Origin of the sequence: Mycobacterium sp. DL99, assembly GCF_004762045.1 — a bacterium.
Classification (GTDB): domain Bacteria; phylum Actinomycetota; class Actinomycetes; order Mycobacteriales; family Mycobacteriaceae; genus Mycobacterium.
Genome location: NZ_SJOM01000007.1, coordinates 305,474 through 319,164, shown reverse-complemented (window position 1 = coordinate 319,164; position 13,691 = coordinate 305,474). Strand labels below are relative to the sequence as shown.

Below are 13,691 nucleotides of genomic sequence, written 5' to 3'. Positions count from 1 at the left end.
GTGTCGACGCAGGTCCACCTCGCACGGATTAGGGGTATCGCCGTGCTAGGTTGGCCGGGTGAACCGGTTTGTCGTACCCTCCGCGGCCAGCATTGTCGTCGGCCTGCTGTTGGGGGCGGCTGCCGTCTTCGGTGTGACGCTAATGGTGCAGCAGGACACGAAGCCTCCGCTGCAAGCGGGCGACCCGGCGTCATCGGTGCTCAACCGGGTCGAGTACGGCGACCGGTCCTAGCTTGGATGTGCCGCTGACGCGGCGGGCACCTGACTCGCCACTGTCGCGGCGCTGGTTGTGGGTGGTCGCCGCTGCGACACTGCTCCTGACTTTCGCCCAGTCGCCCGGAGAGATATCACCCGATACAAAGCTCGACCTGACCGCGAATCCACTGCGGTTCCTGGCGCGCGCGTTCAATCTGTGGAACAGCGATCTGCCGTTCGGGCAGGCGCAGAACCAGGCCTACGGCTACCTCTTTCCGCACGGCACGTTCTTCCTGGCCGGTGATCTGCTCGGAGTTCCCGGCTGGGTGACCCAGCGGTTGTGGTGGGCACTGCTGCTGACCGTCGGTTTCTGGGGCTTCATCAGGGTCGCGGAGGCCTTGGGCATCGGCAGTACCAGTTCGCGCGTGCTCGGTGCACTCGCGTTCACGCTGTCACCACGGGTGCTGACCACCATCGGTGCGATCTCGTCGGAGACGCTGCCCGTGATGCTGGCGCCGTGGGTGCTGCTGCCGGTCATCCTGGCGTTCCGGGGAGCCGCCCCGGCGGCGACATCCGGTCAAGGCGACCGGAGCCTACGGATGTTGGCCGCCCGGTCCGCGGGCGCGGTGGCGCTCATGGGCGCGGTGAACGCGGTCGCCACCCTGACGGGCTGCCTGGCCGCGATCATCTGGTGGGCCTGCCACCGGCCGAATCGGTTGTGGTGGCGATTCACCGCATGGTGGGCCCTGTGCGGGGTGCTGGCCGTCACCTGGTGGGTGGTGGCGCTGGTGCTGCTGGGCCGGATCAGCCCACCGTTCCTGGACTTCATCGAATCCTCGGGTGTCACCACCCAGTGGATGTCGCTGACCGAGATGCTGCGCGGTACCCACACCTGGACCCCGTTCGTGGCGTCGACCGCGACTGCGGCGGCATCGCTCGTGACGAGCACGGTCGCGGTCCTGGCCACCACCTTGGTGGCAGCCGCCGGGCTGGCCGGGCTCGCGTTGCGCTCGATGCCCGCGCGGGGCCGGCTGATCACCATGCTGTTGGTCGGCGTGGTGCTGCTGGCCCTGGGCTATTCCGGGGGACTGGGCTCACCCGTAGGTGCGGCCGTTCAGGACTTCCTGGACGGAACCGGCACGCCGTTGCGCAACCTGGCCAAACTCGATCCGGTGCTGCGACTACCGCTGGCGCTGGGCCTTGCTCATCTGCTGGGGCGGATTCCGTTGCCGGGCAGCGCACCTCGGATTGTGTGGGTGCGCGCCTTCTCCCGGCCCGAACGCGACAAGCGCATCGCCGTCGCGATCGTGGTCCTCGCAGCCCTGGCCGCCGGAACCTCGATCGCCTGGACCGGCCGTATCGCGCCGGTCGGAACGTTCACCGCGATCCCGCAGTACTGGCACGACACCGCGGACTGGCTCGATGCGCACAACACCGAGCGAGGCCGGGTCCTGGTCGCTCCCGGCGCCCCGTTCGCCACCCAGACCTGGGGCAACAGCCACGACGAGCCGTTGCAGGTTCTCGGATCCAGCCCGTGGGGTGTACGGGATTCGATCCCGCTGACCCCGCCGGAGACGATCCGCGCCCTGGACTCGGTGCAACGGTTGTTCGCCGCCGGCCGCCCCTCCGCAGGACTGGCCGACAGCCTTGCGCGACAAGGCATTTCCTTTGTCGTACTGCGCAACGACCTGGATCCGGACGTGTCCCGGTCGGCCCGCCCCGTGCTGGTGCACCGCTCGATCGAGGGTTCACCCGGACTGACGAAGGTGGCGGAGTTCGGCGACTCGTCGGGACCGGGAACGCTGGAAGGCTTCGTCGCGGACAGCGGCCTGCGGCCACGGTATCCCGCCGTCGAGATCTACCGCGTCGACACCGGCGGAACCAACCCGGCGGCGCCTTATCTGGTCGACGCTGACGCAATGACACGGGTGGCTGGTGCACCCGAGGCGCTGCTGCGCCTGGACGAGCGGCGACGCCTCGCCGGCCAGCCTCCGCTGGGGCCGATGCTGCTGACCGCCGACGCCGAGCGGGCCGGCCTGCCGGTACAGCCGGACCGATCCGCCGGGGTGATCGTCACCGACACCCCGACGGCGCGCGAGATCGATTACGGCCGCGTCGACGACCATGCCTCGGCGATCCGCACCCCCGACGACGCCCGCCACACCCACAACCGCGTCCCGGACTATCCGGCCGACGGGGCCGCGCCGGTGTACGGCAAGTGGACCGGCGGACGGGTATCCGTGTCGAGTTCCGCGGCCGACTCCACCGCGCTGCCCAACGTCGCACCGGCCACCGGGCCCGTCGCGGCCGTCGACAGCGACGGTTCGACGTCATGGGTGTCCAACGCCCTACAGGCCGCTGTCGGCCAGTGGCTGCAAATCGATTTCGACCACCCTGTCACCAACGCCACGCTGACCATCACCCCCAGCGCGACCGCGGTCGGCGCCCAGGTACGCCGCATCGAGGTGGCCACCGCGACCGGCACCAGCAGTCTGCGCTTCGACACCGCGGGTCAGCAATTGACCATCCCGCTGCCGGTCGGCGAGACCCCGTGGGTGCGGATCACCGCGGTCGCCACCAACGACGGCTCTCCCGGTGTTCAGTTCGGCATCACCGACCTGTCGGTGACCCAGTACGACGCATCGGGCTTCGCCCACCAGGTCAACCTGCGGCACACCGTGGAAGTCCCCGCGCCGCCGGCGGATTCTGTTGTTGCTCAATGGGATCTGGGGACCGAACTGCTCGGCAGGCCGGGGTGCGCGGACAGTCCGGTCGGGGTACGGTGCGCGGCGGCGTTGGCGCTGTCCTCCGAGGAGCCCGTCAACCTGAGCCGCACGCTGACGGTGCCCACCCCCACCGAGGTCGAGCCGACGGTGTGGATCCGGTCACGCCAGGGACCCCAATTGGCCGATCTGGTCGCCCAACCCGGGACCACCCGCGCCTCCGGTGACGCCGATCCGATCGACGTGCTCGGCTCGTCCTACGCCGCCACCGACGGTGACCCGCGAACATCCTGGACTGCGCCGCAACGCGTCGTCCAGTTCAAGGCACCGCCCACGCTGACGCTGAAACTGCCCGCACCGACCGAAGTCGGCGCACTGCGGATCGATCCCGGCGCCAACCAACCGCCGGCGCACCCGACACTTGTGGCGATCGACCTCGGCGACGGCCCGCAGATGCATGAGCTGGCCGGCAACAGTGACGTCCAGACGGCAAAGCTCAAACCGCGGGTGACCGACACCATCACCGTGTCGTTGTTGGGCTGGAACGACATCATCGACCGCACCTCACTGGGTTTCGATCAGCTCAAGCCGCCCGGGCTGGCCGAGCTGACCGTGCTCGACGTGCACGGCAAGCCCGTCGCCGCGGCCGATTCCGCCGCCAATCGCAAACGCTCAGTGACACTTCCATGCGGGAAGGGTCCGATCATCGGCGTGGCCGGGCAGTTCGTCCAGACCTCGGTGCGCACCACCGTGGGAGCCCTGCTCGACGGAGATCCGATTCCTGCCCATCCCTGCCGGACCGGCCCGATCGCCCTGCCGGCGGGCCAACAGGAGCTGCTGGTCAGCCCCGGCTCGGCGTTCGTCGTCGACGGCGTCGTACTGAACACCCAGGCAGCCGCCCAACTACGCACGGCGACAACCACTCCCGTCGACACCCCGGTATGGACACCGGACCGTCGTCAGGTCCAGGTGCCGGCAGCCGCCGACGCCCGCGTCCTGGTGGTCCCCGAAAGCGTGAACCCGGGCTGGATCGCGCGCAACGCCGAAGGTGTCGCGCTGACCCCGGTGAAGGTCAACGGATGGCAGCAGGGCTGGGTGGTGCCGGCCGGCCCGGGCGGGACCGTGACGCTGTCGTTCCCCTCGAACCGGCCGTACCGCATCGGGTTGATCGGTGGGCTCGCGCTGCTGCCGGTGCTGGCGCTGCTGGCACTGTGGCCGGCCCGGCGCCGCAGTCCGGATCTCGACCCGGTGCGACCATGGCAACCGGCCCCGGCGCTCGCCGGGGCGGCGGTACTCGCGGTGGGGACGGCCATCTCCGGCCTGCCGGGGCTGTTGGTCGCCGGCGGCGCGCTGGGTGTGCGTTATGCGCTGCGCGACCGCGACCGCTGGCGCGACAACCTGACCGTGGCAGTGGCCGCGGGTGGACTCATCCTGGCCGGCGCGACGCTGAGTCAGTACCCCTGGCGGTCGGTCGACGGCTACGTCGGCCACTCGCCGTGGGTGCAGCTGCTCGCGCTCTTGTCGGTCACCTTCGTCGCGGCCTCCACGATCACGCCGCCGCGAACTCCTGAGCGGACACCGGACCCCGTCACGCAGCCGGCAGCGGCACCCGCCGACCACGGCTGAACTGGGCTTGCGCCGAAAGATCCGGCGGGGCTGTTGACAACACGGGTATGCGGTACTTACGGTACCGGCACGCGTGGCGCAGTCCCGGAAACACTTTGCTGTGTGGGGGATCGCAGGTTACGGACCTGGATTGTGCCCGACTGGATGCAGTAACTACGCAGTCAGTTGACAGGCAGACCATCTGGGTTGGCCGTGTTCGCGTGGCTGCGCACTATGTGGTGCGCACGGCTGCGGTGTCGGCGATGGAGGGGTTCGCCGACACCGCACTGCCCGGAGCTATGCCGTGGCCGCCAAAGCCTTGGCATCCTCGTCGGCGAACGTGTCCTCCAGCGTCAGCGGTGAGTAGTCGAGGTCGATCTCCTCGAGCGGCCGGCCCCTGGCACTGCTGATGGTGCCGAACCGGCGCATGCCCTTGTCGGCGGAGTACTGCATGAACTCGTCCTGCACCAGGCCGAACGGGATGTCCGGTGCGTAGAGGGCGAAGCCCTCCTCGGTGAGACGCAGCGCCAGCGGGATGAGCTCGTTCATCCGGTTCTCGAAAACCGCCCAGTTGGCATCGTCGGCGGCAACGTGACGCCGGCAGGTGAAGGTGCCCCACGCCATGTGGCGACGTTCGTCGTCCCCGATCCGCTGGACCAGCTCCTGCATCCCGGGCAGGATCCCTCGGTCAACGCAAATCTTGTGCCACGCATAGTATCCCGTGAGCGCAAGCATTCCTTCGACGATGTGGTTGTACGTCACGGACGCCCGGACCTGGGCGGCCGGCGACGGGTCGGTGTACAACGCATCCAGCGACGCCGGCAGCTCCTCGTAGAACATCTGCCGGTAGGCCGGAAGCTCGTCGAAGTAGTTGTGCAGATCGTCGCTGATCCCGACGGCGTCGAGCCACATGCGGAACACCTGCGTGTGTTTGGCTTCCTCGAAAGCGAACTGGGTCAGGTACATCTCGTCGCCCAGGCGCCCTTCAGCCCGCATCGCGGCCATGAACGGCTGGATATCCTTGGTGACCGCCTCCTCACCGGCGATGAACTCGGCACACAGTCGGGTGGCGTACTCACGTTCCCGATCCGTCAGCGCCTCCCAGTCCGCCCGGTCGCGGGAGAAGTCGATATCGGCCGGATTCCAGAACTTCGCATTCCCGCCGGCGAACAGCCGCAACGGCACACTGTCCCAATTGAGACCGCCCTTGGCGAGCGAGCCGAAATTTGTGTGTGACATGGGAATTGACCTCCTCAGGTCTGGTGGGCTGCTTCGGTGGCCGCCGGCGATTTGAGTACCGCGAAGGCGGACGCCAGCACCGCGACGAGCCTGCGCACGGCGAGAGCTGGCTGCTCAGGGCTGGGCTCATCGAGGCCCAGGATCGGATCCATCCCACGGACGTACGGCGCGAGTGCCAGATGCGGGAAGATCATCAGCAACAGCGAAAGCATGGCGTCGGTATCGGCGTCCGCCCGCAGGTCACCCCGGTTCTGCGCGTCGCGCACGAGGGGTCGCAGCACGTCCAGGTAGTGCCGGTGGATAACCGTCCGCACGCTGACCCGGGCGTCGACGTCAACCTCGAAACTGGCGGCAGCGTGCAACGCCCGCTCCCTGGGGTGATCGGCGAAATAGGCCACCCAGTCGTCGAGCAGGTCGGTGAGGAAATCGAAGAACGGCCGGTTCGGATCGAGCGAGCGGATGCGCGCCTCCATGTAGGTGCGCACTCGCTGGCTGCCGATATCGGCGATGAAGGCATACAGGTCGCGCTTGTCCGCAAAGTATTGGAACAGGCTGCCTTTCGCGACGCCGGCCCGCCGGGCGATGACGTTGAGGCTGCCACGGGAGTACCCGTGGGCCCCGAACTCCGCCTCGGCGGCCGCGACTATCGCATCCCTGCGAGCGGGATCCAAACGTGCCCAGGTGACCGTCGGCATCTGACTCTCCAGCCTGTATGACCACTGGTCATATTACTGTGATGGCGCTCACAGTCAAGGAGTTCTCACCGCGATCAGGTGGTGCGAAACCGGCTCGCCGTCGACCCACCGCTCAACCGACTGTTCGATGAGCAGGTCGTGGCCGGTCAGCCGGGTGCGGTGCTGTCGCAGATGCTCGTCCCAGGACCGCACCACGAACGCCTCGACAAACACACCTTCACGCTCCGCGGCACGGAACAGCCGCCATTGCGTGGCCCCGGTGCGCTGCCGGGACCGGCCGAGCACGCCCATCGCAGCGAAGAATTCAGTCTCGTGCCGGGGCTCCACCCGATAGGAGGTCAGCACCAATACGGGACCATCGGGCGGCTCCGGCTCGAACACCAGGGCCGGTTCAGGCCAGCGCGCGGACGGAGTCATGTCCAGATCGCCGGTGCGCTCGTGCAGCGGCCACCACCAGGCCGAGAGCGCACACACCACCAACAGGCCGGCACTGATCAGCAGGGCCGTCACGGTGCTGGTCGCACCCGCGACCAGGCCCCATACGAGCGAGCCGATCGCCTGGCCGCCCATGAAGGTCAGCTGGTACACCGACAACCCACGAGCCCGCACCCAGGCGGGCAGGCTCAACTGCATGGACGCGTTGAGCGTGGACAGCGCCAGCAGCCACGACGTACCACCGACGACGAGCGCCGCGAGAACGATGCCGAAATTGTGGACCAGAGCCAGAACCGCAGTGGCTCCGGCGAATCCGAAAGCCGCGACGATCAGCAGGATGTTCAGGCCGAAGGCCGACTGCAGTCGCCCCAAGACCAGGGCACCGAGCACCGCGCCTACGCCCAGCGCACCCAGTAGCAGCCCGTACCCGGACGACGACAAGCCCAGTTGACGTTCGGCGACGACGGCGAGCAGGCCCCACAGCGCGCTGCCCGGCGCGATGAACAGCACCGCGCGCAGCAGGATCCGCCGGATGATCGGCGACCTGCGGATGAACCGGCCACCCGCGCTGAGCGCGGCCAATGGTCGCTCGGCGGGCAAAACATGCTCGGCGGCGGGGCGACGCCAGAGCAGCAGGACCACGACAATGCCGGCGAACGAGACCGCGTTGAGCGCGAACACCAGCGTCGGGCCCGACAGGGATACCAGCGCCCCGGCGATCGCCGGACCGATCGCCCGGGCGCCGTTCAGACTCATACTGCCCAGTGCGGCAGCAGCTGGAATCTGTTCGCGTGGAACGAGATCCGACTGGATCGCCTGCCATGCCGGCGCGGTCAGCGCCTGCCCGCAGCCGATCAGGAACAGCAGGGTCAGCAGCACCGCCGGGGTGGCCAGCCCGGCACCGGTCAGCATCGCGAGCGCAGCGACCCCGGCCGCCATCGCACCCTGGGTGGCGAGCAGCAGCCTGCGCCGGTCGACCAGGTCGGCGAGCACACCCGACGGCAGGGCCAGCAGCATCACCGGCAGCGTGGTGGCGGTCTGCACCAACGGCACCAACACCGGGGCGCGCGGATCCCCGACCAGCATCCATTGGGCGCCGACCGTCTGCATCCACGTACCCAGGTTGGAGACGAACTGCGCGATCCACAGCGCCCGGTAGACCGGCGACGCCAGCGGCGCCCACGTCGACGTTGCGGTGACGGCCATCTACCCGATCGTGCCAGCGCTACTGCGGCATAGTGAGGACATGGCTGAAGTCCGCAACATTCCCGAAGCACGCCAGTACGAGATCACCGTCGACGGTGAGCATGCCGGCCTCGAGGCCTATGTCGACTCGGGCGATCAGCGCATCTTCTACCACACCGAGATCGACGACAAGTTCGGCGGACGCGGCCTGGCCGGCGAGCTGGTGTCGGCCGCGCTGACCGATGCCCGCGCGGCCGGCAAGCGCATCGTGGCCGTGTGCCCGTATGTCGCCAAGTACGTCAAGACCCACCACGACTTCGACGACATCCTCGACCCGGTCACCCCCGAGGTGCTGGCCGTGGTCGAAGCCGCCAACTAGACCTTTGTGGCGGTCACCAGGAAGCCCGGCATCTGTGCGCGGCCTTGGGGCAGGGCGGCGTGCAGCTGGGCCGGCCGGATCTCGTCGACCTGCCAGTACCGCGAAACCTCTTCGCGCAATTGGTCTTCGGTGAATTGGGTGGGGCCCGGCCCGTCTTGATCGCCGAATGCCCCGGTGCCGAACGCCAGAATGTAGAACCGCGCCCCGGGAGCTGCCGCGTGGTACATCGAGCGCAGGTAGCCATCGCGCAGTTCGTCCGGCAGGGCGTGCAGTAGCCCGCTGTCGAAAATCGTGGTGAACCGCCCGTCGTACCCGGTGAGCGACGAGATGTCGGCGGCCACGAACGTGGCATTGGTCAGCCCGCGTTCCTCGGCGGCCGCAGCCGCGGCAGCGACGGCCGTCGGGCTCAGGTCGATGCCGACGACGGTGTGGCCACGCGCCGCCAGTGCCAGTGCGAGCTCGGCGTGACCGCAGCCGGCGTCGAGCACGTCACCACGTACGGCACCGTCGGTGTCGATGATCGCGGTGTATTCCGGCTGCGGTGCACCGATGCTCCAGGCGGGGGTCTGCTGCTGCCGGTAGGCGTCGTCCCAATCGATCCGGTGAGTCATGTCGTCCATCTCCGTTCCTTTAGTTCAAATTTGTACTATATTGACTGTAGGCCGAGATCGACCCGGTGACAAGGCGATACTTCAGACTGTTCAAACCTGAACCAGTTGACCGATTGGAGGAAGATGGTGCGCAAGCTGTCCACAGCCGAGGAGAGGGCCTGGCGGCCCTACATCGAGTCCAGCCTGCGCCTGGAGACGATGCTGGACGAGCGTCTCCGGGAGGCCACGGATCTCAGCCTGATCGATTACCACCTGCTGATGATGTTGGCGAATGCCACGGATCACCGCCTGCGGATGAGCGAACTCGCCGAGAAGATGGTGTTCTCCCGCAGCCGGATCACCTATCAGATCAACTCGATGACCAAGCGTGGCCTGGTGCTGCGTGAACCGGTCCCCGAGGACCGGAGGGGCTACCGCGCGGTGCTGACCGCCACCGGTGCCGACGCGCTGCGCGTCGCCGTGCCACTCCACAGCGAATCAGTGCACGAACTGTTCTTCGACCACATCCGGCCCGATGAACTCGACTGTGTCGAGCGGGTATTCACCAGGCTGCACACCCACTTGCAGACCGATCTCCTGCAACATGACGACGGAAAGCAGAACCCATGACATTCACCCCCGCCGAACTGGACTACCTGCGCGAGCAACCGATCGGGCGGTTGAGCACCGTCGGCCGCGACGGTGATCCGCAGATCCGCCCCGTCGGCGTCCACCTCAGTCCCGACGAGGCCGGCATCGACATCGTCGGACACGCGCTGGCGTCGACACAGAAGTGGCGCAACGTACTTCGCAACCCGCAGGTGGCATTCATCGTCGACACGGTGACCTCGGTGACACCACCCCAGGCCCACGGAATCGAGATTCGGGGTACGGCAACGGCGTTGCCCGACGCGGGCACCACCGACGGCGGGTTGTCCGGCGACGTCATCCGCATCGTGCCGCGCCGGATCATCAGCTGGGGACTCGACGGTGCCGGCACCACTGCCCGTGACTGGACCGAATCCCCGAACACAACGGATTGACACACCTAGCATCGGGCTCGTGCCGACAGTCAACACCGCCCACGGACCCATCGATACCGCCGACCTCGGCGTCACGCTCATGCACGAGCACGTCTTCATCATGAGCAGCGAGCTGACCCAGAACTACCCCGAGTCCTGGGGCGACGACGCCAGCCGGGAAGCCGACGCGATCGCGCGGCTCACCGAACTCAAGTCCCACGGCGTCGACACCATCGTCGACCTCACGGTGGTCGGCCTCGGCCGCTACATTCCGCGTATCGCCCGGATCGCCGAGGCCACTGACCTCAACATCGTCGTCGCCACCGGCTTTTACACCTATAACGACCTGCCGCTGACGTTCCACTTCAGCGGACCCGCAGTGGGCCTACCCGAACCGATGACCGAGTTGTTCGTCCGCGACATCGAACACGGCATCGCCGACACCGGGATCAAGGCGGCGATCCTCAAGTGCGCCACCGACGAACCCGGCGTCACCCCGGGCGTCGAACGGGTCCTGCGGGCCGTGTCCCAGGCCCACCGGCAGACCGGTGTGCCGATCTCCACCCACACCCATGCGGCCAGCCGGCGCGGCCTGGAACAGCAGCGCGTCTTCGCCGAGGAGGGGGTCGACCTGTCCCGGGTGATCATCGGCCACTGTGGCGACACCACCGACATCGGCTACCTCGAGGAGTTGATCGCCAACGGCTCCTACATCGGCATGGACCGCTTCGGCGTCGATGTCTACCTTCCGTTCGAGCAGCGGGTCGCGACCGTCGCGACCATGTGCGAGCGCGGTCACGCCGAGCAGATGGTGCTCTCGCACGACACCTGGTGCTACTTCGACGCGCTGCCCGACGAACTGACCGCCCAGGCCCTTCCGAACAGCCATTACCTGCACATCCACAACGACGTCCTGCCCGCGTTGCGCGGGCGCGGGGTCACCGAGGACCAGATCACCACGATGCTGGTGGACAATCCCCGCCGGATCTTCGACCGCAAGGGCGGGTACTGAGATGACCGACGCCATCCCGACGATCCCCACCCAGTTCACCCAGTTGGCCGAGGCCGACCCCGACCGGCCCGCGGTGACCTGCCAGGGCATCACCCTGACCCGAGCCGAGCTGGACCGCTCCACGAATCGACTCGCCCGCGCCTACGCCGAACACGGTGTACGACAGGGTGATTACGTCACCATCAGTCTGCCCAACTCGATCGAATGGGTGCAGGCCACCCTGGCCACCTGGAAGCTCGGCGCGGTGCCGCAACCCCTGTCGCCCCGGTTGCCCGATTCCGAGTTCGCCGGAATCCTGGCGTTGCGCCCCCGGGCCCTGGTGGTCGGCCGCCAAGCCGGTGAAACACCATGGTTGCCAACCGGTTTCACCCCCGATGCCACGCTGTCCGATGCACCGCTACCCGAGGCGGTCGCACCGACGTGGAAGTCGATGGCCTCGGGCGGCAGTACCGGACGCCCGAAGCTGATCGAGGCGGGCGGCGACAGCCGGGTGCCGGCCCTGATCGGCGTCCCGCTGGGCGCCCAACCCGACGACGTCACGCTGATGTCCGTGCCGTTGAGCCACAACACCGGTTTCACCACATTCGCGATCGCGTTGCTGCAAGGCCACCACCTGGTACTCATGCCCCGCTTCGACCCGGCCGAGTTCCTGCGGCTGGTCACCGAACACCGCGTGACGTTCCTGACCACGGTGCCCACCATCATGCAGCGGCTGCTACCGGTCTACCGGGCCGACCCGAAAGCCTATGACCTGTCGAGCATTCGCCGGTTCTGGCACGTCGGCGCACCCTGCCCACCGGCCGTCAAACAGGCGTGGATCGATCTGCTCGGCCCGGACGCGCTGTGGGAACTGTACGGCGGCACCGAACTCCAGGCGCTGACCTTCATCTCCGGTGAGCAGTGGCTGGCCCACCCCGGATCGATCGGTGTGGTGGTGGCCGGCGAGATGAAGGTGCTCGACGACGACGGCCGGGAATGCCCGCCCGGCATCACCGGGGAGATCTACATGCGGCCCGGCCCCGGCAGCGCGCCCACCTACCGCTACGTCGGCAGTACGGCCAAGAGCCGGGACGGGTGGGACTCGCTCGGAGATCTGGGGTACTACGTCGACGACGGCCCCGAGCGCTTCTTCTATCTCAACGACCGGCGGGTGGACATGTTCACCGTCGGCGGGAAGAACGTCTACCCGGCCGAGATCGAATCCGCGCTGGCCGGCCATCCCGACGTGCTGTCCTGTCTGGTCGTCGGCGTACCCCACGAAGACCTGGGCCAGGTGCCACACGCTCTGGTGCAGACAACAGGCGCGTCGGACCTGGATGCCGCTGCGGTGCAGGCCTTCCTGCGCGAGCGCCTGTCGGGCTACAAGGTGCCCGCTGACGTGGAGTTCGTCGACACGCCGCTGCGTGACGACGCAGGCAAAGCCCGTCGTACCGCGGTGCGGGACGAGGTCATCGCGCGGCTGGAGCAGGCTCGGGCTCGTCGGTGATCGAGCTGTCCAGCGGCGGCACCGGGCTCTCGTTCCGGTACTCCCAGCGCCGCAACGCCTCCCGGCACGGTGATTCCACCAGCGCGTAGCTCACCGCGGCCAGCGCGAAGCCGAACACCAGGGTCAGCACCAACACCACCAGCATCTGCCCGTTGAACAGGAACTCCCCGATCATCGGGAACACCATGGCCAACGCCGCCAGATGCCAGACGAACAGACCGTAAGACCAGCGGCCCAGCGTGACCATCACCCGGTTGCCCAGAATCGGGTGTTTGGTGTCGGGGTGGTCGAGGACCAGCGGGGCCAGCAACGCGCCCGCGACGATCGCGCCCATCGCGGTCTTCAGCGTCACCTGGCCGACCGAGCCCGGGCGCAGCCCTTCCAGGCCGGCCAGCGGCGAGGCCGCGATCGCGAACGCCACCGCGGCGATGACGCCCATCAGAATCCGGCGCCGGGCCAACCGGTGCACCCAGCCGAATGGGCTCACCGTGAGTTCAGCGAGCACCATCCCCGCGGCGAACCAGGAGAAGAACGCCGGCGGCCAGTTCCACGGGTTGAGCCCGGTGGTGCCAGAGAACGGGATGCGCACCCACAACAGGCTCAACGCTGCGAGGGCGATGATCACACCGATACGGGCCCGCACCGGCAGCCGCCGCGCCAACAGCGCCAGCAGCGGCAACGCCAGATAGAAACTGACCTCGACCGACAGACTCCACATCTGGGTCAGCCCCGCTGTCAGGGTCAGCGGCACATAAATCTGGGTCAGGGTCAGGTTCGCCAGCCACACCGTCAGATCGGCCTTTGCCTCCGGAAGGAGCAGGACGATCACCACGACCGCCACGACATAGCCGGGCATGATGCGCACGATGCGGGATCGCAGGTAATGACCCGTGCGGGGGCGGGGGCGCAAACCTCGCGCGGCTGCGGCATGACCACGCCACAGCAGGAACCCCGAGAGCGCGAAGAACACCGCGACCGCAAGGTCGAATCGGCCGAAGAACCGGCCGCTCACCCCGGTGGTGTGACCGGTCTGGAAGGCAACGTGGGTGAGCACCACACCCATGGCCGCGCATGCGCGCATGCCTTCGACGGCCGGAAGGAAACCACGTGTTCCCCCGACCGCCT

11 protein-coding genes and 1 pseudogene are annotated in these 13,691 nt (G+C 67.9%); 7 read left to right on the top strand and 5 right to left on the bottom strand.

Translation table 11 applies throughout. The annotated features are described in order from the left end of the window. Nucleotides 1-58 precede the first annotated feature (58 nt). On the top strand, nucleotides 59-232 hold the full coding sequence (locus EYZ64_RS01735) for a DUF2613 domain-containing protein (RefSeq protein WP_003891682.1): 174 nt from the start codon (nucleotides 59-61) through the stop codon (nucleotides 230-232). A 40-nt stretch (nucleotides 233-272) separates the two neighbouring features. Further along, complete coding sequence (locus tag EYZ64_RS01730) at nucleotides 273-4,544, top strand: alpha-(1->3)-arabinofuranosyltransferase (protein ID WP_210115614.1); 4,272 nt, start codon at nucleotides 273-275, stop codon at nucleotides 4,542-4,544. A 276-nt stretch (nucleotides 4,545-4,820) separates the two neighbouring features. Here the strand turns inward: EYZ64_RS01730 and EYZ64_RS01725 are convergent, their stop codons facing one another. The 3 genes and pseudogenes from EYZ64_RS01725 to EYZ64_RS01715 all read right to left on the bottom strand — a co-directional run bounded on the left by EYZ64_RS01725 (nucleotide 4,821) and on the right by EYZ64_RS01715 (nucleotide 8,098). Continuing rightward, nucleotides 4,821-5,762, bottom strand: coding sequence for a R2-like ligand-binding oxidase (locus tag EYZ64_RS01725; RefSeq protein WP_135451595.1), 942 nt, complete (start codon nucleotides 5,760-5,762; stop codon nucleotides 4,821-4,823). Between the two features lie 4 nt (nucleotides 5,763-5,766). Further along, nucleotides 5,767-6,457: pseudogene (locus tag EYZ64_RS01720) on the bottom strand (TetR/AcrR family transcriptional regulator); the annotation flags it as partial. 54 nt (nucleotides 6,458-6,511) lie between these two features. Beyond that, the gene (locus EYZ64_RS01715; RefSeq protein WP_135451593.1) at nucleotides 6,512-8,098 is read right to left on the bottom strand and encodes an MFS transporter; all 1,587 of its coding nucleotides are present in this window, start codon (nucleotides 8,096-8,098) and stop codon (nucleotides 6,512-6,514) included. A gap of 40 nt (nucleotides 8,099-8,138) precedes the next feature. Here EYZ64_RS01715 and EYZ64_RS01710 point away from each other — a divergent pair, with 40 nt between their 5' ends. Continuing rightward, nucleotides 8,139-8,456 (top strand): GNAT family N-acetyltransferase, encoded by a 318-nt coding sequence (locus EYZ64_RS01710; RefSeq protein ID WP_167857672.1) that lies wholly within the window; start codon nucleotides 8,139-8,141, stop codon nucleotides 8,454-8,456. Here EYZ64_RS01710 and EYZ64_RS01705 read toward each other — a convergent pair. Then, nucleotides 8,453-9,067 (bottom strand): class I SAM-dependent methyltransferase, encoded by a 615-nt coding sequence (locus EYZ64_RS01705; protein ID WP_135459729.1) that lies wholly within the window; start codon nucleotides 9,065-9,067, stop codon nucleotides 8,453-8,455. The two genes, EYZ64_RS01710 and EYZ64_RS01705, sit on opposite strands and share 4 nt — an antisense overlap. Nucleotides 9,068-9,172: 105 nt before the next feature. Here EYZ64_RS01705 and EYZ64_RS01700 point away from each other — a divergent pair, with 105 nt between their 5' ends. Genes EYZ64_RS01700 through EYZ64_RS01685 form a run of 4 tightly spaced genes read left to right on the top strand, consistent with a single transcriptional unit; the run spans nucleotide 9,173 to nucleotide 12,566 of the window. Beyond that, the gene (locus EYZ64_RS01700; protein ID WP_286174559.1) at nucleotides 9,173-9,676 is read left to right on the top strand and encodes a MarR family winged helix-turn-helix transcriptional regulator; all 504 of its coding nucleotides are present in this window, start codon (nucleotides 9,173-9,175) and stop codon (nucleotides 9,674-9,676) included. Continuing rightward, complete coding sequence (locus EYZ64_RS01695) at nucleotides 9,673-10,089, top strand: PPOX class F420-dependent oxidoreductase (protein WP_135451592.1); 417 nt, start codon at nucleotides 9,673-9,675, stop codon at nucleotides 10,087-10,089. Before EYZ64_RS01700 ends, EYZ64_RS01695 begins: the two co-directional genes overlap by 4 nt. Nucleotides 10,090-10,108: 19 nt before the next feature. Beyond that, on the top strand, nucleotides 10,109-11,080 hold the full coding sequence (locus EYZ64_RS01690; RefSeq protein ID WP_135451591.1) for a phosphotriesterase family protein: 972 nt from the start codon (nucleotides 10,109-10,111) through the stop codon (nucleotides 11,078-11,080). Between the two features lies 1 nt (nucleotide 11,081). After that, a complete protein-coding gene (locus EYZ64_RS01685; RefSeq protein ID WP_135451590.1) occupies nucleotides 11,082-12,566 on the top strand; it encodes an AMP-binding protein in 1,485 nt (494 codons plus the stop codon). Here the strand turns inward: EYZ64_RS01685 and EYZ64_RS01680 are convergent. Further along, complete coding sequence (locus EYZ64_RS01680) at nucleotides 12,529-13,647, bottom strand: acyltransferase family protein (protein WP_167858064.1); 1,119 nt, start codon at nucleotides 13,645-13,647, stop codon at nucleotides 12,529-12,531. The two genes, EYZ64_RS01685 and EYZ64_RS01680, sit on opposite strands and share 38 nt — an antisense overlap. Between the last annotated feature and the right edge of the window lie 44 nt (nucleotides 13,648-13,691).